At 32.1% G+C, this 23,971-nt stretch carries 27 protein-coding genes and 1 pseudogene; 27 read left to right on the forward strand and 1 reads right to left on the reverse strand.

All coding sequences use genetic code 11. The annotated features are described in order from the left end of the window. Positions 1-7: 7 nt before the first annotated feature. The 26 genes and pseudogenes from LQ675_RS05905 (at position 8) to LQ675_RS06030 (ending at position 22,091) form a co-directional block, all read left to right on the forward strand. On the forward strand, positions 8-1,447 hold the full coding sequence (locus LQ675_RS05905; protein ID WP_239727145.1) for a phage portal protein: 1,440 nt from the start codon (positions 8-10) through the stop codon (positions 1,445-1,447). Further along, positions 1,440-2,399: pseudogene (locus tag LQ675_RS05910) on the forward strand (minor capsid protein); the annotation flags it as partial. The gene LQ675_RS05905 and the pseudogene LQ675_RS05910, both read left to right, overlap by 8 nt. 15 nt (positions 2,400-2,414) lie before the next feature. Next, the gene (locus LQ675_RS05915; RefSeq protein WP_239727147.1) at positions 2,415-2,555 is read left to right on the forward strand and encodes a hypothetical protein; all 141 of its coding nucleotides are present in this window, start codon (positions 2,415-2,417) and stop codon (positions 2,553-2,555) included. A gap of 89 nt (positions 2,556-2,644) precedes the next feature. After that, positions 2,645-3,247 carry a DUF4355 domain-containing protein gene (locus tag LQ675_RS05920; RefSeq protein WP_239727150.1) on the forward strand — a complete coding sequence of 201 codons (603 nt, stop codon included), beginning with the start codon at positions 2,645-2,647 and terminating at the stop codon, positions 3,245-3,247. Between the two features lie 19 nt (positions 3,248-3,266). Next, a complete protein-coding gene (locus LQ675_RS05925) occupies positions 3,267-4,178 on the forward strand; it encodes a capsid protein (protein WP_107617081.1) in 912 nt (303 codons plus the stop codon). An 18-nt stretch (positions 4,179-4,196) separates the two neighbouring features. Continuing rightward, a complete protein-coding gene (locus tag LQ675_RS05930; protein ID WP_239727151.1) occupies positions 4,197-4,553 on the forward strand; it encodes a phage head-tail connector protein in 357 nt (118 codons plus the stop codon). Between the two features lie 101 nt (positions 4,554-4,654). Continuing rightward, on the forward strand, positions 4,655-4,870 hold the full coding sequence (locus LQ675_RS05935) for a hypothetical protein (RefSeq protein ID WP_239727155.1): 216 nt from the start codon (positions 4,655-4,657) through the stop codon (positions 4,868-4,870). Next, positions 4,860-5,210, forward strand: a complete 351-nt coding sequence (locus tag LQ675_RS05940; RefSeq protein ID WP_107617084.1) for an HK97-gp10 family putative phage morphogenesis protein — start codon at positions 4,860-4,862, stop codon at positions 5,208-5,210. The genes LQ675_RS05935 and LQ675_RS05940 overlap by 11 nt, the downstream gene beginning before the upstream one ends. A 13-nt stretch (positions 5,211-5,223) precedes the next feature. Further along, entirely contained in the window at positions 5,224-5,610 is a 387-nt protein-coding gene (locus LQ675_RS05945; protein WP_107617085.1) for a gp17 family tail completion protein, read from the forward strand. A 15-nt stretch (positions 5,611-5,625) separates the two neighbouring features. Next, entirely contained in the window at positions 5,626-6,228 is a 603-nt protein-coding gene (locus LQ675_RS05950; protein WP_107617086.1) for a phage major tail protein, TP901-1 family, read from the forward strand. Between the two features lie 82 nt (positions 6,229-6,310). Continuing rightward, the gene (locus LQ675_RS05955; protein ID WP_239727157.1) at positions 6,311-6,664 is read left to right on the forward strand and encodes a tail assembly chaperone; all 354 of its coding nucleotides are present in this window, start codon (positions 6,311-6,313) and stop codon (positions 6,662-6,664) included. Between the two features lie 68 nt (positions 6,665-6,732). Beyond that, a complete protein-coding gene (locus tag LQ675_RS05960) occupies positions 6,733-7,074 on the forward strand; it encodes a hypothetical protein (RefSeq protein WP_107617101.1) in 342 nt (113 codons plus the stop codon). A gap of 18 nt (positions 7,075-7,092) precedes the next feature. Continuing rightward, positions 7,093-10,248 carry a phage tail protein gene (locus tag LQ675_RS05965; protein ID WP_239727160.1) on the forward strand — a complete coding sequence of 1,052 codons (3,156 nt, stop codon included), beginning with the start codon at positions 7,093-7,095 and terminating at the stop codon, positions 10,246-10,248. 3 nt (positions 10,249-10,251) lie between these two features. After that, positions 10,252-11,196: a phage tail domain-containing protein gene (locus LQ675_RS05970; protein WP_239727162.1), complete on the forward strand. Its 945-nt coding sequence runs from the start codon at positions 10,252-10,254 to the stop codon at positions 11,194-11,196. A gap of 9 nt (positions 11,197-11,205) precedes the next feature. Next, positions 11,206-12,633 carry a tail tube TT1 domain-containing protein gene (locus LQ675_RS05975; protein ID WP_239727165.1) on the forward strand — a complete coding sequence of 476 codons (1,428 nt, stop codon included), beginning with the start codon at positions 11,206-11,208 and terminating at the stop codon, positions 12,631-12,633. Beyond that, positions 12,614-13,357 (forward strand): hypothetical protein, encoded by a 744-nt coding sequence (locus tag LQ675_RS05980; RefSeq protein ID WP_239727167.1) that lies wholly within the window; start codon positions 12,614-12,616, stop codon positions 13,355-13,357. The genes LQ675_RS05975 and LQ675_RS05980 overlap by 20 nt, the downstream gene beginning before the upstream one ends. 17 nt (positions 13,358-13,374) lie before the next feature. Next, positions 13,375-14,427, forward strand: coding sequence for an SGNH/GDSL hydrolase family protein (locus tag LQ675_RS05985; protein WP_239727169.1), 1,053 nt, complete (start codon positions 13,375-13,377; stop codon positions 14,425-14,427). 19 nt (positions 14,428-14,446) lie between these two features. Further along, positions 14,447-15,724 carry a phage baseplate upper protein gene (locus tag LQ675_RS05990; protein WP_239727182.1) on the forward strand — a complete coding sequence of 426 codons (1,278 nt, stop codon included), beginning with the start codon at positions 14,447-14,449 and terminating at the stop codon, positions 15,722-15,724. A gap of 126 nt (positions 15,725-15,850) precedes the next feature. Next, positions 15,851-15,958: a putative holin-like toxin gene (locus LQ675_RS05995; RefSeq protein WP_481817159.1), complete on the forward strand. Its 108-nt coding sequence runs from the start codon at positions 15,851-15,853 to the stop codon at positions 15,956-15,958. A gap of 175 nt (positions 15,959-16,133) precedes the next feature. After that, positions 16,134-16,388 (forward strand): DUF2951 family protein, encoded by a 255-nt coding sequence (locus LQ675_RS06000; RefSeq protein WP_239727184.1) that lies wholly within the window; start codon positions 16,134-16,136, stop codon positions 16,386-16,388. 19 nt (positions 16,389-16,407) lie between these two features. Then, on the forward strand, positions 16,408-18,255 hold the full coding sequence (locus LQ675_RS06005; RefSeq protein WP_239727186.1) for a glucosaminidase domain-containing protein: 1,848 nt from the start codon (positions 16,408-16,410) through the stop codon (positions 18,253-18,255). Between the two features lie 18 nt (positions 18,256-18,273). Continuing rightward, positions 18,274-18,549, forward strand: coding sequence for a phage holin (locus tag LQ675_RS06010; RefSeq protein ID WP_239727188.1), 276 nt, complete (start codon positions 18,274-18,276; stop codon positions 18,547-18,549). A 43-nt stretch (positions 18,550-18,592) separates the two neighbouring features. Continuing rightward, the gene (locus LQ675_RS06015; RefSeq protein WP_239727190.1) at positions 18,593-19,999 is read left to right on the forward strand and encodes an SH3 domain-containing protein; all 1,407 of its coding nucleotides are present in this window, start codon (positions 18,593-18,595) and stop codon (positions 19,997-19,999) included. A gap of 177 nt (positions 20,000-20,176) precedes the next feature. After that, the gene (locus tag LQ675_RS06020) at positions 20,177-20,986 is read left to right on the forward strand and encodes a ParA family protein (RefSeq protein ID WP_239727192.1); all 810 of its coding nucleotides are present in this window, start codon (positions 20,177-20,179) and stop codon (positions 20,984-20,986) included. Further along, a complete protein-coding gene (locus LQ675_RS06025) occupies positions 20,987-21,394 on the forward strand; it encodes a hypothetical protein (RefSeq protein WP_239727195.1) in 408 nt (135 codons plus the stop codon). It abuts the gene before it with no gap. After that, positions 21,384-22,091 carry a hypothetical protein gene (locus tag LQ675_RS06030; RefSeq protein ID WP_239727197.1) on the forward strand — a complete coding sequence of 236 codons (708 nt, stop codon included), beginning with the start codon at positions 21,384-21,386 and terminating at the stop codon, positions 22,089-22,091. The genes LQ675_RS06025 and LQ675_RS06030 overlap by 11 nt, the downstream gene beginning before the upstream one ends. A gap of 41 nt (positions 22,092-22,132) precedes the next feature. Here the strand turns inward: LQ675_RS06030 and LQ675_RS06035 are convergent, their stop codons facing one another. Next, positions 22,133-22,603 carry a hypothetical protein gene (locus LQ675_RS06035; protein WP_239727199.1) on the reverse strand — a complete coding sequence of 157 codons (471 nt, stop codon included), beginning with the start codon at positions 22,601-22,603 and terminating at the stop codon, positions 22,133-22,135. Between the two features lie 194 nt (positions 22,604-22,797). Between LQ675_RS06035 and LQ675_RS06040 the strand changes: the two genes are divergently transcribed. Further along, positions 22,798-23,430 carry a hypothetical protein gene (locus tag LQ675_RS06040; RefSeq protein WP_239727201.1) on the forward strand — a complete coding sequence of 211 codons (633 nt, stop codon included), beginning with the start codon at positions 22,798-22,800 and terminating at the stop codon, positions 23,428-23,430. The last annotated feature ends 541 nt before the right edge of the window (positions 23,431-23,971 follow it).

The following is a 23,971-nucleotide window of genomic DNA, read 5'->3' on the forward strand; positions in this document are numbered from 1 at the left end:
TGAAAAGATGACCGTATATAATATTAATAATATCAACAGTAAATTTTCTCCGCTAGCCAATGATGATTTTATAGTAAGTAGCCTAGATGAATTATTAAAAGAAGATGCATTAAGAAATTTTATTAATCGTCACAAGACGGAACAATTACCACGCCTACAAATGCTAGAAGCATATTATCTTAATAAAAACACTGATATTTTAATAAGCAAAAGGCGTATAGATGACTATTCTGAAAAAGCAGATCATAGAGCAGTACACAACTACGCTAAATATGTATCAAGATTTATTGTAGGTTACTTAACAGGTAATCCGATAACAATTGCACATAATGATGAAAAAACAAATGATGCTATTATACAGTTAAATGACTTAAATGATGCTGATGCGATTAATAGTGATTTAGCTTTGAATCTAAGTATTTATGGTCGTGCATATGAAATTGTGTATCGTGATTATAATGATAAAGACACTTTTAAGGTACTAGATCCAAAAAATACATTTGTCGTATACGATGAAACGTTAGATAAAAAGATGCTTGCAGGCATTCGATATTACAATAAAACAGATGTGGATAAAATACCGATTGAATGCGTAGAAGTTTATACCAATGACAAAATTTATTATATACAAATTAAAGGTGGTAAATTTCATAAAATTGATGAAGTCCCTCATTTTTATAAAGATGTGCCAATTATTGAATACTTAAATGATCAGTTTAAACAGGGTGATTTTGAAAATATTATAACTTTAATTGATTTATATGATTCAGCACAATCGGACACTGCAAATTATATGACTGATTTGAACGATGCCATGTTGGCAATTATCGGTAATGTAGATTTAGATAGTGATGATGCTAAGGGCTTTAGAGATGCCAATATGGTACATATACAGCCTTCAATGACTGATAACGGTTCAGAAGGTCGTGCAGATGTAAAGTTTATCTATAAACAATATGATGTGGCAGGTTCAGAAGCATACAAAAAGCGACTACAAAATGATATTCATAAGTTTACCAATACGCCTGATTTGAATGATGAGAGTTTCGGAGGCGTACAGTCTGGCGAAAGTATGAAATATAAGCTGTTTGGATTAGAACAAGTTAGGGCTATTAAAGAACGGTTATTCAAAAAAGGATTAATGAAGCGATATAAATTATTGTTTAATAATATTAATCTTGAAGGAATGAAAAATCATAAATATGCTGATCTAACGATTACATTTACGCCTAACCTGCCTAAATCAATGATGGAATCTATAGATGCATTTAATGCGTTACAAGATGGCGTGTCAGAAGAAACGAGATTATCTTTATTAAACTTTATTGATAATCCTAAAGAAGAATTACAGAAAATGAAAACTGAACAAGTTAAAGAAAGAAGAACAGCAGATGCAAGAGGTTATGAAGATGCTTTCAATAAAGAAATAGTTGATAAAGATGAGTAATGAAAATACTTTAAATTACTGGTTAGAACGAGCACAAAACACTATTCAGCTAGAATTAGAAGAAGATGCCAAAATTGCAATGGAGTTAGCGCGTATTATTACTTTGATGTACTCTGAGATTCTAAAAGAAATTTGTGCATTCTATGCTAAATACGCAACAAGTGAGGGCATCTCAAAAGTAGAAGCGAGAAAGATAATTGATGATTTTGATATTATTCCCTTTCAACAAAAAGCTAAAGAATATGTTGAAAATAAAGATTTTAGTGAGAAAGCTAATAAAGAATTAAAAAAATATAACACTAAAATGTACGTATCAAGAGAGAAATTATTAAAGCAGCAATTGGATTTAATTGTGGTTTCAACTGGTGCAAAAGTAGAAAAAGAGATTAAAGATGGACTTGTTAAAGCAATTGATAGAGAAGTCGAACGACAAGCTGGCATATTAGGCGCTGATCTAAAAATAAGTGATAAAAACATTAAAGCCATTGTTAATAGCAATTTTGGTGGGGTTAATTGGTCTACTCGATTGTGGAATGATATGGACGACGTCAGAAGTGAAGTTGAAAGAATAACAACTAATGTGATTACGAGGGGGCGTCATCCATATGAATACGTTCCAGAATTTAAAAAGAAAACAAATGCCACAACACATAATGCTAAACGATTACTTATAACTGAATCAGCAAGAGTCCAGACAGAATCGCAAAAGTTGGGCTACAAAGAATTATTAGGCGACGATGGTGAATATAAATTTATAGCAAAGTTAGATAAAAAGACATCTAAAATATGCAAACATCACAATGATAAAGTTTATAAAGTCAAAGACATGGTGCCAGGCGTTAACGCTCCACCCATGCATCCATTTTGTCGAAGTACAACAGTCCCAGTAGTTGGCAATTGGCGCGAGAAATTCTTTGCAGAAAGGAAAGGTAAATATAAATTAGATAATGATTAGAGGTGTGCGCTTATGAAATCAATAGAAAAGTATTTAAAACAAATAATTCAAGAACTAAAGTATATTAAACGAGAATTACAAAAATCCAATAAAAAAGTTGGAGATTTTACAGATGAAGAACTGAAAAATATTAAAGCAGAAGTGACTGATTAGTCGCTTCTTTTTTATGTCCAAAACGTGTTGATGACATTAAAAGCTGCATGGAATATACAGTCGACAGACTTAAAATGGAGGAATATTTTATGGAAAAAAATAAACTTAAGCTTAATTTACAATTCTTTTCCGATGAAGAAGGTTCAGATGAAAGTGCCAATGATTCCAACGAATCACAAGAGCAAAAAGAAGAAGTGACTTTCACACCAGAACAGCAAAAGAAAGTCGATGAAATTATTGAACGTCGTTTAGCAAAAGAAAAGAAAAATGTTGATAAAAAAGTAAAAGATGCAGTTGAAGAAGCTAAGAAATTAGCAAAGATGAATAAAGATGAGAAAAGCCAGTATGAATTACAAAAATTGCAAGATGAACTGAATGCTTTACGAAATGAAAAAGCGCTAAATGACATGAAAGCTACTGCTAGGTCAATGTTTTTAGATAAAGATATTAATGTGACGGATGAACTTTTAAATTTAGTCGTTACAAGCGATGCAGAAACAACTAAACAAAACGTCGAAGCTTTTTCAAAAATTCTTGATAGTATGGTGCAATCAAAAGTCAAAGAGGCATTAAGACAAGAATCACCTAAGAATGTAGGTTCGACTGGTTTAACAAGGCAAGAAATTTTAGAAATTAAAGACGATAGCGAACGACAAAATGCTATCGCACAAAACATACATTTATTTAACTAAAAAATGGAGGTAAGTATTTATGCCAGTAGAAAATAATTTAATTAATGTGGAAGCTTTAGGTAAAGCAAAGTCTATCGATTTTGCTAACAAATTAGGTATTCAATTGAATAAGCTTTTCGAAGCTTTAGAAATTCAAAATAAAATTCCAATGAACGTTGGTTCAGTTCTTAAACAATATCGTTTTAAAGTAGAGGATTCTGAAAAGCCAAATGGTGATGTTGCTGAAGGTGATGTAATTCCGTTAACAAAAGTGACGCGTGAACAAGTGAATATTGCAGAATTAAAGTTTGTTAAATATCGTAAATCGACATCAGCTGAAGCGATTCAATCGCATGGCTATGACTTGGCCATTAATCGCACAGATGCGGAAATGATTAAATATGTTCAGAAAAAATTCCGTGCAAAATTCTTTGGATCATTAAAATCATCATTAGAAAACACAAAACGTACAAATAAAAAAGTTTTGAAAGCTAATAATTTACAAGGTGCATTGTCTAAAGGTCGTGCTAACTTATCTATATTATTAGACGATGAGGTTACACCTATTGCGTTTGTTAATCCAAATGACACAGCAGAATATCTAGCAAATGGCTTTATCAATTCAACAGGTGCACAGTTTGGTATTAACCTTTTAACGCCTTATGTGAACGTAAAAATTGTAGAGTTCTCAGATATTCCTGAAGGTGAAGTGTGGATGACGGTGGCTGAAAACTTGAATGTTGCGTATGCAAATCCACGAGGTGAATTATCACGCGCATTTGCATTTGCTACAGATGCAACAGGTTTTGTTGGTGTCTTACATGATATTCAACCACAACGTTTAACATCAGACACTATTTATGTCTCTGCGACAGAAATGTTTCCAGAAAATATTGATGCTGTTATTAAAGTTAAAATTGACAAAAAAACTGATACACCAGCAAGCGCATAATGTTTAGAAGGTGATAATATGGATGACTACACAGAATTTGACTATACCGAATTTGATTTTTTAGAAGACGTAAAAGAGCGAATTGGTTTTACTGACATAATACAAGATAAGCAACTATATTCAATTATCCGTAACGTAAAATCAGAATTAAAAGCTAGAATTCCAGTTCGTCAAATTCCCGAAGCTTTACGTTTTATTGTGATAGAAATATCTGTGAAGCGGTATAATCGTGTAGGTGCTGAAGGGATGACATCTGAATCTGTTGAAGGACGTTCAAGTACTTATGAAGCAAATGATTTTGCTCCTTACGAAGACACACTAAATAAATTGTATCCTAGGGACAAAATCCATAAAGGGAGCGTGCAATTCTATTGAGATTAAAAGACAGAGTTATTTTTTCTTTTGAGGAACCTAGATCTTATAACCCGAAAACAAGCGAGCTTTACCGATATGAAATTTCAGACGAATACAATGCAGTGCCTTGTAATATAAATCCTATTTCAACAAAGCGATTATTATTAGAATTTGGTGATTTAAGTAAAAAGATAAGCATCATCCGAATTAAAGGCAGACATGATGATGCTGTTAGTCATGCTTATGTAAACAACGTTAAATATAAGATTATACGTTCTGTATTGCATACACACGACACTGTATTTTACGTCGAAAGAGTTGGTAATAATGAAAATTGATGGATTAGATAAATTGATCAATCAGCTTGAAACAATGCATGACGATATTGATGATGATGTAGACATTATCTTGAAGATGAATGCACTGGAAGGACAAGGAATGGCAGTCAAAAACGCCAGAAAAGTCATGAATAAAGGTTATTGGACTGGTAACTTGGCTAGAATGATAGAAGTAAATCAAGACGGTAAACACAAATATACATTATTATCTAAGGCTGGTTACAGTGGTTTTTTAGAATTTGGTACAAGATATATGCAAAGAGCACCTTTTATATACCCTACTTATCAAGTTTTAAAAGTGAATGTTGTTAAAGATTTAAATAGATTGTTGAATGGTTAGGAGCGATTAAAATATGCAATCGCCAAAATTACAGTTATTTAATAAAGTGTTTGAAATTTTAAAGGGGTATGGTAAACGAGTTATTATTTTTCAACAAATGACTGATGATTTATCATATCCTTTTTTTGTCTTATCTGAAGTGCAAGAGCGCAAATCATTAGATACGTTTAACTCGTTTAGTGGGCAGATAACTATTCAAGTACATTTGTGGTCAATTGCTGAATATTTTGATGAACATGATGATTTAGAGAAGCGTGTAAATCAAGATTTATCATTTATTACTGAACTTGAAGGTTATCAGTTGATACTAGACGACATTAGCACTAATACGCTTATTGATAATACAACAAATGAATTACTGTTGCATACAGTAATAAATGTAGAATATAAAGTATTTTAACGAGGTGGTTATTAAATGGAAATTAAATCTAACGAAATGTTATTACTATTTCGAATTTGTGGAAAAAAAGTAGATGCTACCAAATTGATGTTTGGTAAAGAGTTTTCTCTTTCGCATGAAGTAGACAGTGATTCAGAAGATACATTTGACGGTAAATTTGAAACGGGTGGCAGTTCTGAATCTACCATAAGTTATACGGCTAAAATGAGTAGAAAAGATACTTTTGCGGATGAGGTAGAAGATGCAACCTTAGATAAGGTAGCTTACGAAGGTTGGATTATTGACAGTAAAGTACCTGGTGATGGTAAGGACAAAGATAAATTTAAAGCAAGATATTTCCAAGGTCATTTCAAAAAATTTGAAATGAAAGGCGAAGTTGGTGGAATCAACGAATATGAAACAGAATTTAAAGTGTTTGCTCGAATGCAACGCGGCTTTGCGACGATTCCAGAAACAGTCAAAAATGCACTTGATAAAATTGGTTATAAATTCCATGACACAGTTAAATCTGACTATGCTGATGATGGATTAGCTAGTATTCCACAACCAGTAGCAGATGTTGAAGGACCTTCTGAAAGTGGAGGACGATCTGGTAGAACTAGTGATTCTACAGATTAAATAGAATAGTAGAAAAGATGTATATTGAGCGGGCTAAGTACTCGCTCAATTTTTATTTTTTATAATGAATGGAGTAGATAAGATGATTACGATTAAAAATGGCGACAAAGATATTGAATTAAAATTTGGATTAGGTCAATTAAATGCTATTGATAAAGAGTTAGGTTTAGAAATTCAGGAAGTGTCATTAGGTGAGGGTCTAGAAATGTTAATCCCTAAATTAAAATCGGGTAACATTATAGGAATTGCAAAAATGATTACTGCAATCACACGAAATGATAAAAACAGACCGAAAAATGAAGATGAATTGGAGTCTATTCTTGAAGGTATTATTAATGAACATGGTTCATTAAAAGCATTTGGTCAACTTGTTATTGATGAGTTGGGAAACAAACTTTTAACCCGAGACCTAGTAGCAAATCACATAGAAAAGTAATTGAAGATAAAAGCGACGATAAATTAAGTGAAGATAAAGTGACTTATAGTGACATTGTCGTTATTTGTATGTCTGAATTGCAAATTTATGATTTAGAGTACATTAATCAAATGACATTGACTGAATTTAATTATCGGATGCATGCAAATGAATTTATACAGCTTAAAAGAGAATTCGAAAGGTATAAATTAGCATTTGCCATTAGAGATGCAGCAGCTACTAAAAATGTAGGCACAGAGAAAGAGCCTAAAGAAGCATACATTTTTAAAAATCCAAATGATGTTTTGGATTATGAAGAAAACTATAAGCGAATTAAAGAAGGCAAACCTATTAGATTTGCGAGCGAAAGAGAAGATTATGAACCTAACGTAGCATTATATGATTTAATAGCTGAATTCAATTCTAAATAATAAGGAGGTGGGTACTTTATGGCTGAATATCAAGTTAGTACAGTTATTGATGCCAAAACAGCACGATTTAAACAGCGTATAAAAGAAACTATTAGCCTGTTAAAACGATACGAAAATTATATTAAAAGCATCAAAGATGTTGAGTTAAAAGCTGATAGTTTAGACTTAGAAAAAACGGTTGAACTTGTTAAAAACAAGCTAAAACAAATAGATAACAAGAAAGTTAAAGCACATTTATTAGCAAACACAAACGATGCTGATATTAAGCTAAAAAGGATTAATCATAGTTTAAGAATGGTTGATTCTAAAAAGGCTGTAGCAAAAGTAGAAGTAAACACACAAAATGCTGTACAAAAAATGATGCAACATAAAAGGGCATTAGACTATTTAAATAATAAGACAGTGATGTCAGCTATAGATTTAAGTAATAAAACCTTCCAAGCAAAATATGTTCAAACGAAGAAACAATTAAACGAACTTGATAAAAAAGTTGTTAAATCAGCTATTAAGGTAGATGATGCGCTAGCAAAAGCAGAAATCAAAAAATTTAAAGCTGAATTGCGTAGTGTACCAAACGTTGTACACACCAGGTTAAAAGTTAATAAGCATGGTTTAAACTTTTTATCTGTAATTAACAAACAGTCTGATGTTTTCCAGGAACGAATGGATCGAATTGCAAAGTCCATTCGTACTTTTGGAACGATTCTAGGTAATGTGATTAAAGGTTCAGCAATTTCATCTTTCAGTGCGTTAATACCGATTGTAGCAAGTCTAGTGCCAGTCATAATGGCAATAGGAAACGCATTAGCAGTAGTTGGTGGAGGTGCGATTGGACTTGCAGGTGCATTTAGCATTGCTGGTGCAGGCGCAGTAGCATTTGGTGGCATGGCTGCAACAGCTATAAGTATGTTTAATGATGGTTTGATCAGATCTACTGATGCGACGGATGCTTACGAAAAAAGCTTAAAAGGTTTAACGGACACATGGCAAGATATCGTTAAATTAAATGCTGATTCCATTTTCGGAGCTATGGCATCAGCAATGTATGGCGCGCAAAGTGCCTTAAAGAGCCTAACACCTTTCTTATCAACAGTTGCTGATTTAGTCGATTTAAATGCACAAAAATTTGAAGAATGGGTATCAACATCAGACACTGCTAAAAAAGCATTCAATGCCTTAAATACAACATGTGTACAAATATTTGCAGATTTACTTAATGCAGGCGGTCGATTTGGTGATGGTTTAATCAACATATTCACTCAATTTATGCCTTTATTTAAATTTATGTCTCAAGGCTTGCAAAATATGGGGATTGCATTCCAGGAATGGGCGAATAAAGTCTCTACACAACAAGGTATCAATAAATTTATTGAGTACGTTAAAACAAACTTACCAATTATCGGTAAAATTTTTGGCGATACTTTTTTAGGTTTATTCAACTTGTTTAAAGCGTTTGGCTCAAATTCACATACTCTATTTGAGGCCTTATCTGAAATGACAGGTAAATTCAAAGCGTGGTCTGAAACTGTCGGTAAATCGGAAGGCTTCAAAAGATTTATCGATTATGTACAACAAAATGGTCCGCAAATTGTAAGTTTAATCGGTAATATTATCATGGTTCTAGTAAACTTTGGAACTGCAATGGCACCTATCGGTTCATCAGTATTAAGTGTTGTTAATTCAGTTGCTCAGTTCATTGCAAAATTATTTGAAACGCACCCAGCCGTAGCACAATTATTAGGTGTTTTGATTTCATTTGGTGGATTATTGATGGCGTTAATTCCACAAATTGTAGGTTTTACATCATTTTTTGGTCCGTTAATAACAAAATTTATAACACTTACAACTAGATTTGGTTTATTAAAAGCAGTTGCATTATTATTTAGTCGAGCATTAACAGTATTAGGTACAGCATTTACAACGACAATAGGACCAATTTTGGCAATCATTGCAGTAATTGGTGTGTTAGTAGGGCTGTTTGTCTATTTATGGAACACGAATGAAACATTTAGAACTAAAGTGATTGAAATCTGGAATATAGTTTCAGAAACGATTATGAACGCAGTTAATTCTGTAGTCGCTTTTGTGATGGAAATATGGGGTATGCTCGTTCAATGGTGGAATGAAAATAACCAACTTATTTTACAAACGATACAAACAGTTTGGGATTTGCTTGGTCCATACATTATGAATGCGATTAATACAATTGTGGCTATAGTACAAGCTGGTTGGCAAATTTTAATTGCAGTGGTGCAATTTGCATGGGACTTCATAACTACAATAGTCAAAACTGCTATCTCTTTAGTACTTAATATAATAACCCTTATCATGCAAATTATTACTGGTAACTGGTCTGGTGCCTGGGAGACGATTAAATCAATTGGTAGCACAATTTGGAATGCTATCGTTTCAATTGCAACTTCATTATTTAATAGTTTACGTAGTATTTTGTCAGCAATTTGGAACGCCATTGTTAGTATTGCTACATCTACCTGGACTATGCTGAAACAAACCATCTGGGATAAAATTGTACAAGCTTATAATATTGTGAGTACAACAGCCCAACAAATTTGGTCAGTAATTTCTAGTAAATTTGCTGAAATTGTCGCTATCGTTGTGTCAAAAATGTTTGAATTTTATAATGCCATTAAGCAGAAAGTCCAAGATGCGTTAAATGCAGTTATGAACTTTGCAGGTGAATTTGTTAGTGCAGGTCGAGATTTAATCATGGGGCTTGTTAATGGTGTGAAAGATGCAGCAGGACAATTGATTGATGCCGTCGGTGGTGCAGTAGGTGATGCAATTGATCACGCTAAGTCTTTACTAGGCATTAAGTCGCCTTCAAGAGTATTTAAAAAAATTGGTGTATATACAATGCAAGGGTTTGGCATAGGTATTAGTGATGAAGGTTCGTCAGTTGTTAGTAATGTAGCTGATATTGCAAAAAGAATGACTAGGAATTTCAATCCAGACTTATCAGCAGATTCTTTAGGCATACGTTCTAATCTAAATAATTTAAACGACAGTATTATTGCTAGAGTACAACATACACATGATGTACAAACTAGACCAGGTCAACGATTGGTTAGAATTGAAATGAATGTTGATAATGATGCCTTAACAACGATTGTTAACGGTGAAAATGCTAATAGAAATGACTTTTTTGAATTATAGGAGGTGTTTATTATAGATGCTCAAATTATTCGTAATGACGGAACCTCTTTTACTTTAAGCGACCATCATATACAAGTATCTGATTTTATTGTTGAAAGTATAGAAATGGAAGATTTATATAGTGCCGTTGATGGCTTACATGGTAGATATTTAGATGGTAGTAAATATAAAAAAAGAAAAATACATGTCCTGTGTTTTTTTGAGGCACAGGACAATATTGATTACGCAATACAACGAGATTTACTTTATCGATTAACGCAAGATACAGAGCCTTTTTATATTAGAGAAATGAGAAAGTCTAAATTTAAAGGTTATGATTTTAGAGATACAGTTGCTACTGATTATCAACCTGTTGATAATTTGGGTAAGCCTATAATAGACAGTTTTGTTGATGAATTTGTATCAGCAAAACGATATTATGTTAAATTATCAAATGTATTAACGCCTGTTCAAAAGAAATTCAAATGCAATGTAGAACTTGAATTTGAAACCGTCGAGTTGCCTTTTTCTGAAAGTATAGGAACAAGTTTAGATTTACAGAAAAAGAAGTTGGATAATTTATTTTCTACTGATATGCAAATTAATTATGAAGATAGAGAAAAGCATACGTACTCGTTCAACAATATTAAGACGGGACGTATTTTTTATTATGGTAATGTTCCAATAACACAACATAATATGTATTCACGTGTATCGATTATTATTGGCGAGAAGACTAAAAATTTTGCATGGAGTTTATCGCAGTCAAATGCTATGACAATTGAAGGCATACAGTTAAATCCAGGCGATTTAATAGTTTATGAAGGTAATATGATTACTAAAAATGGCATACCAATAATCGAATATGTAAATCTAGAACTTCCAAAATTTAAATATGGCTTTAACAAATTTCAATTCAATCAAACAGTACGTAAGGTTGAATTTGATACACGATTTTATTTTAAGTAGGTGTATTTGATGATTAAGTTAGTTAATTTAAATGGTAAAGCATTCTTTTTAGATGTTTCAACGGAAGTGACAGAAAGATTAAGCGCAGATGGTCAATTGCGCTTTACAGTTACTGAAAATAAGTATAATCGTGAAATAGTTAAAGCTATCAGTAAAAAGTGGAAAGTAAAAAACGTTGGTGGTAGCGATGATGCATTAGAATATACAATCAATGTTATAAACAGAGATTCCAACGGTTTTAAACAAGTAGTAAATATTATCGCGAAAGAAAGTCATATCGAAGATTTAAAAAGCGATCGTATTTATGACAATTACACAGGAAGTATAAAAGGTGAGGATTACTTTACAATCGTCTTTAGAGATTCAGGTTATAATTTTCGATTAGAAACTAAGCTACATTCATTAATGTGGGAAAATGCAGGTGACGGTGCTACAAGAATTGAGATGTTTAATAATGCTTTGAAGCGTTACGGACTTGAATATAAGTATGAGCCTAGTACAAAAACATTTGTGATTATGCCATTTGTCAGCAATAGAGTTGATAATTATTATATTTCAAGCGAAGTGAACGCTAATAATATTTCTGTAGAAGAAGATAGTACAGAATTGTTTACCTACATTAGAGGTTATGGTGATTATTCTGAAAATGAAAAGTTTCAAGAAGCAGGTTTACAACTTGAATTTACACATCCATTAGCTTCAATTTTAGGAAAGATACATGCCCCACCTATTAAGGATGGTAGAATTAGGGACGAAAAATTATTGCGATCTAAAATGGAAGATTTCATCGATGAGTCATTAAAATTGTCTATATCATTAGACTTTCTTACCATTTCCAAAAAGTTTAAAGATGCAAATCCTAAAATAGGTGATTTGGTTAAATTTTATGATAAGGTAACTGATTTGTATGACATTGTTCGCTTGATTGAAATCAAGACAAAAAGAGATGCCAAAAATAAAATTATTAAACAAGATGTTGTTTTAGGAGACTATAAGCGACACCAGCGTTATGAATCAGCTATAGGTAATGCAACATCTTTTGTAGGTGGCATTACAGGTGGCTCAAAATCAATTCTAACTATGAAAGAGAAGTTAGATAATACTATTAAAATGACGAATAACGTGATAGACATGAGCCAATCGTTAAATGCTTCTATCGAAGGTATCAAGTCAATTAATGGTTTATCAATTGTAGCTTTTACAAGTAATCATGGCATCAATGTTAGTAGTGATGGAGGTAAAACATATAAAACAGTAATCACTGGAAATGGAATAAATCCAGAAGCCATACCCTTAGCAACTGAACATAGTAATGGTTTAATAAGTAAAGAAGATAAAAGAAAATTGAATAATTTAACAAATACAGGCGCTAACAATAACAGGTTAGGGTCTATTTTTTATAAGGAGGTAAATATTAATGCCGATCACACAAATTAGAACGATGACTTACAATGACGAAGAGGTCTATGCGAGAACGCATATACAAGGAGTAGATGGTTTAGGCAAGGCTAGTTCGACAATTGACGGATTAATGTCGAAAGAGGATAAGACCAAGTTAGATGGATTAGAAAATTTTGATCCATCTATTTTAACGGAAGCGACGACTTCAAAGTCAGGCATCATGAGTGCTGCAGATAAAACTAAACTAGATGGCTTAAGACCATTTGACCCTGCAACACTGACAAATGCGACAGCGTCTAAAGCTGGCTTAATGAGCCCTGCTGATAAAGCGAAGTTAGATAAATTAAATACTAATTCTAAACCTTCCGGAATGGTAAATGGTGGTTCATCAGGTTCATCTGGGTCTAGTACATCTAGTAGCTCACAAATTTTAAATACAAATACTGATGTATGGCCAAATGGTTCACAAAGGATAAACTTGTCAAAAAAATTATCAGAATGTAATGGAGGAATTGTTTTAGTATGGCGTTTAGATGCATCTGATGATTTATATCATTATCAGTATGTGCCTAAATACCACACTAACCATTCAAGCGCTAAAATCACTGAAGTGATACCTACAAACGTTACTGCAAGCGGGATTGAGCATTGTGTCAAAGTTGTTTATGTATATGACACATATATTGTCGGAGTTGCTGAAAATAGCAGCGCCACTACAAAATCAAACAAGATACGACTACATGAAATTTTAGAGTATTAAGAAAGGGTGACGTTTTAATGAAAACAAATTTGCCAGTTGTAGTAGGTGAATTATTCAGAAGAACTTTAGAAGATAATTTTAAAGAGATTTCTGAGTTTATGAAAAAGCACAAAACGTTAGATCAAAAGTTTATTGATGAATATTTCAAAAAAGAGTTATTAACTATAAACGAAAATAATTATAAACAACTTCAAAAAGAAATACGCGCAATAGTTTTGCCTGAAATGTCTCCTTTAGAAGTTACAAATCAAGTTGAAAATAGTAAAACAGATTTAAATGGCCAAAAACATGCATCATTATCTAAAAGGTTACAAAAAGACTTTAATTTAATGAAAGAAGCATTGGATAAAAAGCAGAGTGACAATAAAGTTATTGTGACAGAGAATGGCACAATCATGCATGACTTTACAAGTAAATCTAAAATAAGAAAAGTTAAAAAGATTGCATGCATTGGAGATTCTGTAGCACGTGGTAGTCGTGCTAAAAAGAATTATGGCCAGATGTTAGCAGAGAAATTAGGTGCTAAAGTTCATAATTTATCTGTTTCTGGTGCGACGATGTCGACTGTAAATGCGAATAGTATATATGAACAAGCGACTAAGGTTCGTGATGCTGACCTTGTGATTTTACAAGGTACAGATGATGATTGGTTAACAGGTGGCGGTATACCTAACGGTGGCGTGATTATCGGTAAAGATAAAACGGATTTAAAAACGTTTTACGGTGCATTTCATCAAGCGATTAAAACATTAAAGTTATTCAACAAAGATGCAGATATTATCGTGATGACTGCAACGCGTCAATTACCTGTCAATGGTACAACAATTCGACGAATGGATACAGAAAAAAATAGACACGGTTTAACGTTAGAAGATTATGTCAATGCGCAAGTACTAGCTTGTACAGAGTTGAATGTACCTGTATTTGATGCATATCATACGGATTTAATTGATCCATACAATCCAGCATTTAGAGCTAAATGTATGGTTGATGGCTTACACCCTAATGAGCTTGGCCATGAAGTGATTATGTATGAACTTATTAAAAACTATTACTATTTTTACGGATAAGAAAGGTGTGTAAATATAAATGGCAAATCAAGATTTATTCTTTGATATAACAAAGCAAGGTTCTGAACAAGAGAAACAACAATACATTGTAAGCCGTGTTGGTGACGGTGGGCTAAAAGCTATAACCATTACAGTTTGGTCAAACGGTCGACCATATAATTTAACGGATTTAACACCTGTATTCGAAGGTGTTAAGCCTGATGGTGAAAGAATTATTGATACGACAGGTTCAATCGTATTAGACCCTAAAAATGGTGTGTTTAGATATGTTTTCCCTCAACAAGCTAGTACAGCTGAAGGTCAGTATCAACAAGCATTTTTCAAATTAATGCGTGGCGAACAAACTGATTCCACTTTAGAAATTAATATTAATGTATTAAAAAATAGAGTGGAATTTGGTGTGAATTCAGAAAGTTATTTTACTGAATATCAAAAGGAGCTCGAACGATTAAGAACAGTTGTAACGGAAGGTATAGCACGTCTGGAAGAACAAGCAGAAGGTACTAAAACAAAAATATCAACGCAAGCAGAAACAGCCAAGGCGTTAGATTTACAATTAAAAACGTTACAATCAGCTATTTCTAGTAATGAACTTGTAACAAAACGTGATTTTGAAGCAATGACGACTGAAATCCGTGAACAAGTCAATACATTTTTAAGTTCAATTGATACTGTTAAAAAATCGATTGAGCGTAAAGTGGATGCATTTGATCAAACGAAAATGGATGCAAATGTTATTCCAGGTACTTTGGACGATGTCGCAAATATTACAAAAACTGGTCTATATTATTTTGATAGTTCTACACTTAATATTCCAACACGTAATACAAATAACGCCAATGGGTATATCCAAGCGATTATGAAAGATACTGAGAACGGTATGATTACAATGCTTGGTTCAGGATTTGCGATTGAGAAGTACCGTGGAAAGTTACACGGTCGTTGGGTTACGTCAGTACCTGTTAAATTATGGGACGGTAAAGCGAAAAAAGGCAGTACGATGACTATGAGAGGGAGCATTCGTCAGTTTGGTGAATTAAGGTTTAAAGTTGGCTTCTATAGTGACCGAAATGCGACGAGAACTTCAGAAATTGTAAGTGATGGCCAAACGATTTATTTAAATCAAGCAGGATTGAGAGTCTCTGGAAATGGCTTTAAAAATGGTCATTTAGAAGAGATAGGTATTTTTATTAAAGATGAAACACATCTAGTCGTTTCGAAAACATTAATCGCAACAGGAGATGCCGATGCGGTCGATTCTGATGCTTATATTGCAGCAGTATATGGTATTTACTAATGGACAATAAGGTGTAATGTTTATAAAATAAAAAAGTGAGCAAGTTGGATAGATGGTGGCTATCTGAGTATAAGGAGGTGGTGCCTATGGTGGCATTACTGAAATCTTTAGAAAGGAGACGCCTTTGTGGTACCTATTGTTGATGCGCTAAACTTAATGTTAGGTTTCGGTACTTTTATCGTTACTTTAATAGGTTTGGTCATCGCAATTGTTAAATTAAACCATAAAAAATAACCATCCCATACAACTTTGACCGGTTTTGAGATGGTATAAAATATCCATTTTAAAATAGTCACCGTCTTTTTAACGGGCTCCCTGGGCGATACACATAAGTGTATTGCCCTTTTTCTATTTATAAATTAACACAACTTGTATAGATTGTCTAATTAAAATGATTGGAGGGATGTAAATGCCAGAAAATAACAGAAGCGTTAGTTATGAAATTTACAAGCGCCTTGGACGAATAGAAGGGAAGCTGGATAGTGTTAAAGACATCAATGACAAAACAAATAAGGCTTATGATGTTGCGCATGAAGCTAAAAGTATGGCCGAGAACAATAAGGATGATTTAAGAGATTATAAAACAAATATGAAGTGGGTTATTGGCTTATTAACATCTGTAGTCGTCCCACTTGTTATTTTTGTGTTAAATCAATTTTTCTAAAAAGAAATAAGGTGAAATTATGGGATTACCTTCATCAGGAAAGCCTACAGCCAATCAAGTTGCAGATTGGTCGATTTCTATAATTGGTAAACGTTTCGATGTACCTGGCTCTGGTTATGGTTCTCAATGTTGGGACTTACCAAACTACATTCTTGAGCGCTACTGGCATTTTAGAACGCCAGGTAACGCAAGAGACATGGCTTGGTATAAATATTATCCTGCTGGTTTTAAAGTGTTAAAAAACACGCGTGATTTTGTGCCTCAGAGAGGCGATTTTGCAGTCTGGACAGAAGGTAATTATAACTGGAGTAGATGGGGACATACTGCGATTGTAGTTGGTCCTTCTACTACCAGTTATTTTTATAGTGTTGACCAGAATTGGTATAACGCAAACAGTTATAATGGTAGTCCTGCAGCGAAAGTTAAACATAGTTATACAGGTGTAACACATTTTATTCGACCAGCTTATAAAGAAGAGCCGAAACCTGTTGAAAAACCTGAAAAGCCAAAACCTGCAACACCAGTGATTGATCCAAATCCGAAAAAACAGGCAGAAGACACAAAACCAGTATCCAAAATCGTAACACGTATTAAATACACTGTCGTTCATAAAGATGATAAAGATAGTAAAGAGATATTTGGAAATGTTGTTTATGGTGTTAAAAGAATGAATACACCTCAAAAGATACTTATTAAAAATGCGGTAAATATGGATTCTGTTCATACCTTATATCAAGATAGAATCTCGATTTATAAAGAGGATGATTATCCACATTATTTTGTAGATCGGTATAATATTTGGTCGCCAAGACCTATTAATTATAAGGTACCTGGACATGATGACTATATTGTAGTTGTAATTTGTGAAGATTTAAATACATCTGATGATACCTTTAAAAGAAATGAATTAGCAGCAATGACACTTATCAAAAAGGTGTGTTCAAAATATAATATTACTTTTGAAAGTCGCAATATTTTAATAGATAAAAAGGCTTGGAGAACTTTATCGCTTCATCAAAATGTTTCTCAAGATTTAATAAAACTGTATGAGAATAAACATAAGATTTTGAATGAAGTGCCAAAAGATATTATCGAAAAAATCAGGATTAAAACTTTTGTGAAAGTTAATAAGCGTGAATTAAATAATTTGAATAAATCCAAACAAACAAGCTCAAACCAAACACCATCTTATATTACAAAAGAACGTAGTAACTATACGTTAGATGAAGCTGTTAATATTCAAATGAGACATGCGCCACAAATGAGTAATGGTGTTACTTGGTTTAATGCGAGTAAACAACAAGTTAAAAATGCGATGAATACGAGTAATATCTTTAAAAGTTCTACACAAGTTTACCAATTTTTGAAATTAGACAGATATCAAGGTTTGTCAGTTGATAAGTTAAATGAAATCTTAAAAGGTAAAGGCACGTTGAACGGTAAAGGACAAGCATTTCAAGATGCATGTAAAAAATATGAAATCAATGAAATTTACTTAATCGCTCATGCCATTTTAGAAAGTGGTGCCGGAACAAGTCATTTTGCGAGTGGTAATAGTGGCTATTATAACTATTTTGGAATAGGTGCATTTGATAGTAATCCTAATAATGCGATTACTTTTGCGCGTAATCATGGTTGGACGACGCCAGAAAAAGCGATTATTGGTGGTGCAGAATTTGTGCGTAAAGGATATATCGCACAAGGACAAAATACTTTATACCGTATGAGGTGGAACCCTAAAAGACCAGGTACACATCAATACGCAACCGATATAAGATGGGCAAGCCATCAAGCAACAACAATTTCAAACTACTATTCAAAAATTAATTTGAAAGGTAAGTATTTTATTTATGATCAGTATAAATAATTATGAGGAGATGAAAAAATGAATATTAATTTTAAAGTAAGAAAAAATAATCCTTATTTTTGGATTCAAATCGCTTTAGCGATAGTTGTACCTATAGGCGCTTATTTTGGTATACAAGCTGAACAAATTACTACTTGGTCAATGGTTGGCTATTTGACCGTTAGAACAGTATCTAATCCATACGTTCTATTTACAATATTAGTATCGGTATTTAACGCGTTGATAGACCCAACAACAGACGGATTTACAGATAGTAAGACCGCAATGACATATTTAAAACCTAAAAAAGACTAACTGCATAAGTTAGTCTTTTTAATTTATGTAAGGAGTGTAGATAATGGCTAAAACACAAGCAGAGATAGTTAAGAGACTTGAAGCATATAAAAATGGGACAGTTGATAGTCCCTATAGAATAAAAACTAAAACATATAGAGAACCTGATTTTCTACCAATGGAGCCAGGCTCGATTGACGTAGATAAAAGGTGGAATGCACAGTGTATGGATGAGGTTATTGATTACGTTTTATGGTTCACAGATAACAAAATTTGGCTTAAAGGTAACGCTATAGACGTTATTAATAACAATTTAGAGCCATATTTTACATGGCATAAAAATACCCCTGAATACGTGCCATCAATTGGCAGTATAGGTGTTAATGATCATGATGGTTTTGAAAAATATGGCCACATCTATATTGTCTATAGCGATGCCAATACTGAAACTATGATTGTGCTTGAACAAAATTGGAATAGCAACGCTAATTTGCCACCTAAATTAAGAAAAGATAATTATAGAGGTTGTGCAGGCTTTTGGGTACCTAATGTTGCGAAAGATGATAAAAAAGTAGGCAAAGAATTAAAGTATAATCGCGATGAGGTAACAGGTTATCAATTGCCTAATAGAGGTTATAAGCCTAAAGGCATAGTTATCCATAATGATGCAGGTAGTCAATCGGCAATGCAGTATCATGATAGTTTGGTAAATGCATCGTTATCACGTTTAGAAGCAGGTATAGCACATAGTTATATTAGTGATGATAGCGTATGGCAAGCATTACCTGAAAGTCGGATTGCGTGGCATACAGCTAATGAAAACGGCAATACTAATTTCTATGGCATTGAAGTCTGTCAATCAATGTCAGCTTCTGATCAGCAATTTTTAGATAATGAACAATCGGCTTTTCAAGAAGCGGCTAGACTACTTAAAAAATGGGGATTACCCGTTGATAGAAGTACTGTTCGTTTGCACAATGAATTTTCTAGTACACAATGTCCTCATAGATCAATGGCACTACACGCTGGTTATACTTCATCACAACGAGCGCCACAAGATGTTGTAAACAAAACAAAAGATTACTTTATTAGTCAAATCAAAGCTTATTATGAAGGTGAAATTCCTGAAGCTATATCTATAGTAGAAACACATCAAAAATCAAATAATGTTGGTGATTGGCAACAAAACCAATATGGCACATGGTGGAAGGTGCAGAACGCGACATTTACTTGTGGCGCTGAGCCGATTTTGAATAGAATTGATGCGCCATCATTGTTAGCACCAGAAGGCTACTGGTTCCAACCAGGCGGGTATGCAAACTATGATGAAGTGTGTTTAAGAGACGGTTATGTATGGATTGGCTATACATGGCAATATACAAGATATTATCTACCAGTGCGTACTTGGGATGGAACGCCTCCCCCAAATCATATAGATGGTCTTGGTGATTTGTGGGGAACAATCAATTAAAATATGATAAAATGAAATTACTGCTATACTTGGTTACCAAACCAACGTACATTACCAAACCCTATCTAGTTTTTACTAGGTAGGGTTATTTTTTATGTTCGTATTTATGTTCTATCTTTTGTCCAATTAGATTTTAGTGTAATATTAATTTAATTATATTAAAAGGGGAATGAGGATATGGATTGTAAAGTTGTTTCTTTTATAAATATGAAAGGTGGTGTCGGAAAAACTACTTTAGTAATAAACTTAGCTCATACTTTAATGAAAGAAGAAAATAAACGGGTTCTTATCGTAGATATGGATCCTCAATTTAATGCTACACAAGCATTATTTACTAAGTACAAATCTATAAAAGAGTATGAAAAATTAATAAATCGTAAAACAATATGTGCAATATTACATTCAGATGACAGATCTATTATAGAAGGAGGAAAGAAAACTACAGTAGAAGATATAATTATAAACTTAGAAAACAATGAGAGTGGAAAATTAGATATTATTCCAGGAGATCTTAATTTGACTTCATTTGAGTCATCAGATAGGGGATCTGAAAAATTATTGAATAGAAATATTAACAAAATCAAAGAGGGTTATGATTATATTTTAATAGATACTCCAGCAACCTATTCAGTTTATGGCCAAGCATCTCTTCTAGCAAGTGACTATTATGTCGTACCAGTTTTACCTGATACTTTTGCTTCTCTTGGCTATCATTTATTAGAAAGTAAAGTTGAAAATGATATTGTATTAGAAGATATGAAACCTGTTAAATTAGGTGTTATAATAACATTATCTAATCAAAATAAAGCAAAGAGAAAAGCTATTTCTGAATCATTTGAAGAAATTAAATTTAAAAATGAACTGCATGAGAACGAAAATATAAGATCAGGTAATTTTGATAACTTTATTTATGATATGTTATCTACAAAGGATAATATTAAAAAAATAGCGAAGGAATTTATCAAAAAAATAGAAGAGGTGAATTAATTGAGTTTTAATGAGAATTTGAAAAAAAAAATAAGTAATAATTATAAACCTCAAGATGCGAAAATTATTTTACCAGGAATAATAGCTGAAATAGTATTTAATAAAGAAGTTTTCAAAAAGAATATTGAACTTAAAGAATTTACTAAAATATTTGATAATGAATACGCTGACTATCTATATAAAGCTAGGCCATTACTATTTGCTAGGTTAATAAAAGAGTTTATGGAAATTTCTGAGGAAAAAGAGTTATTGATTTATGTAAACAAAATAGAGAAATATTTAAATTTAAATATTGAAAAACCTGAGAATGTTAAAAAGAATAAACCAGTTAAAGGTAATAATTCTACAACTAAAAATATAGAATCTTGGGGAAAAATCATAAATCCGGGTAGATATAATGAAGACTAAAAAAGATATTTTAGAGGACCTTCAAATATATAAAAATCATTTAAAACAAAGAAAATTATTGATAGATGAAATGCCGAATGAATATGAAAATTATTTCAGTATAATATATATATCTATTAATGTTTTACTTAGAGTAGAAAAATATGAAATCATATCTAAAAATGAAAAAACATTTAGAACTAAAATAGTTGAAAATTTAGTAAAAACTATTGATTTAGTGAATTTAAAATATATTAAAGATACTGATAAAGCTTATAGATCTTTAATAGAAGCTTTCTTCAAATTAATGTTAGAAGTTGAAAGAGTGAAAGTTCACAATGAAAATAAAAGCAAGGGCATCTTTGATGCTACTGATGAATTGAGGGACCTTAAAAGTATTTCAACTACACAAAAAGTTAGTAAGCTCACTTCTTATACACAAAAACATTTCAAAAATGAATATCCAGATGTTGTTAAATTGAATGAATATTATAGTGAGTTATCTGGCAGTGTTCATATTTCGGATCAATACAAAGAACCTTTGTATTTGCTAAAGTATGATGATATAGACCTAGCAGATATAAATGAAAATTTGAAAAAATACAAATTAATACTTAATATAATTTTTGATATATTAATACCTATTTTAGAAAAAGTATATAACACAAGTGTTATTTCTAGAGAAAATCATATATATTTTAAGAAACTACTTAAATGAGTTCCCAATGAAAAGTATAATAACCCACCTTAATAGGTGGGTTATTTATATGGATTGTTTTTAATGTATTCTTTTGCTTTACCTTGGTTACCACCTGTAGCAGTTATTGCTTCATATTGTTCAACGATTTTATAATCAAAGTCTTTACCTAGACCATTTGCTATGTTCGTACGCGCAGTTTGTATAGTACCATCAAATTCTTTTTGTTCTTTACTTCCTACGGGTAACGAATCTCTATTAATTGTCATAAGTCGGAATGCATAATTCTTATCAGATAAGTGAGGTAAGTATTCGGGCTTTACTTCCGACGCTTCATTACTATCTTCAACTATTTGTTCGCTATTTATACTAGTATCTTCTTCGACAGTTTGATTTTTTTCATTAACACTGGTTGATACATCATTATCTTTTTTAGCTATTGTGTTCTCATAGACCATAAACGCAGCAAAAGATAATCCAATCATCAAAATCGCTATAATTAATAAAGACATTATAACTTTTAAAATATTCATTCTATCCATCCCCCTTTAAATTTCGAACTTCATTATTATAATCTTACTCTATCTCTACGATACAATCCATATTTTCAAATAGATAAACTCACCATAATTGGTGGGTGTTTTTGTGTGAAAAATCAAATTATTCATTATTAGCTATATACATATTTTGGATAATTGGTATATAATGTAAAAAAGGAGGTTTTATAATGAAGTTGCAAAAGTATATTATTTTAATATTAGTATTAGGACTAGTTAGTACTGTCATTTCCCCATTTGCTGAAGCTAAAGAGAACGAAAATGAGTTTAATGTAGGTGATGTTATAGTAGATGATCAGAAATACATAGAAGTTAGTAGTTATGATGAATATATTAATGCCAATGGACCTGTAGCTATAGACCTTGATAATTTAACTGAAGATGATCAAAAGAAAATCATAGATTTTGAAAATAAAATTAATAGTAATACTTCGTTTAGGTCGGCGGTGCCAGCTGCAAGAAATAAATGTTATAATAAGAAAAATTTAAAGAAAAAGTATTATACTCAACGTATATCAAATAAGCAATTAATAGGAACTGCTACAGCTATAAAAGGAAGTAGGATAAGTGGAAAAGCTATAGCTAAATCATTAGGTAGAAAAGCTTTGGCTAGATTTTTAGGTGGACCAATTACATCAATTGCGCAAGGAGGTTTTTTAATAGCTGGTGGAGGTAATATGGCTCTTGGTAAAAATGGTTTTGTGATAAAAGGATATAAAAGACATTTATGGCTGAAAACACACCCTAGAGGGTCGTCAGTTTGTTATTATGATAATAGAGTTACATCTGTAAATAGATACTAAAAAAGTCGGGTTAATATGCCCGACTTTTTTAAAATTATATAACTAAAAATAAGATTATGGAAAATATAAATAAAAATATAGATATAAATATATTGAATTTTGCCTTTTCTCTAACATCTGCTAAAAAAAATAGGGATAAAGATAGTAAAATTATAGGTAAGAAATAGCTACTATCCATATAAATGAAAGCAATTATTAAAGTTAAAAAGCCTAAAACTATAGATGACCAAAAGGCGATTTTTGTTTTGAAAATATTAATAGGTATTACACTCCTTTATATATTTAATGTTATAATCTATTATTATCATAATTTTACAAATAAAGGAAGTTCAAATTTGTATTTGGTTTAAAGAGGTGCAATATTTAACTTTATCTTCACTTAAAAGACCTCTCCTACAATTAGTATTTTTCATTATAGGAATAGTATTTTTGTAAAGTATAGATAAAATTTGATGTGTCAAACGCGTGTCAAAATAATCCAGTTTGTTATGTTTTTATCTGAAAGTATAAGCACGAAATTCCTTATAATATAGGCGTTTCT

The sequence above is a fragment of the Mammaliicoccus sp. D-M19 genome (genome assembly GCF_022386695.1).
In the GTDB taxonomy this organism is placed as follows: domain Bacteria; phylum Bacillota; class Bacilli; order Staphylococcales; family Staphylococcaceae; genus Mammaliicoccus; species Mammaliicoccus sciuri.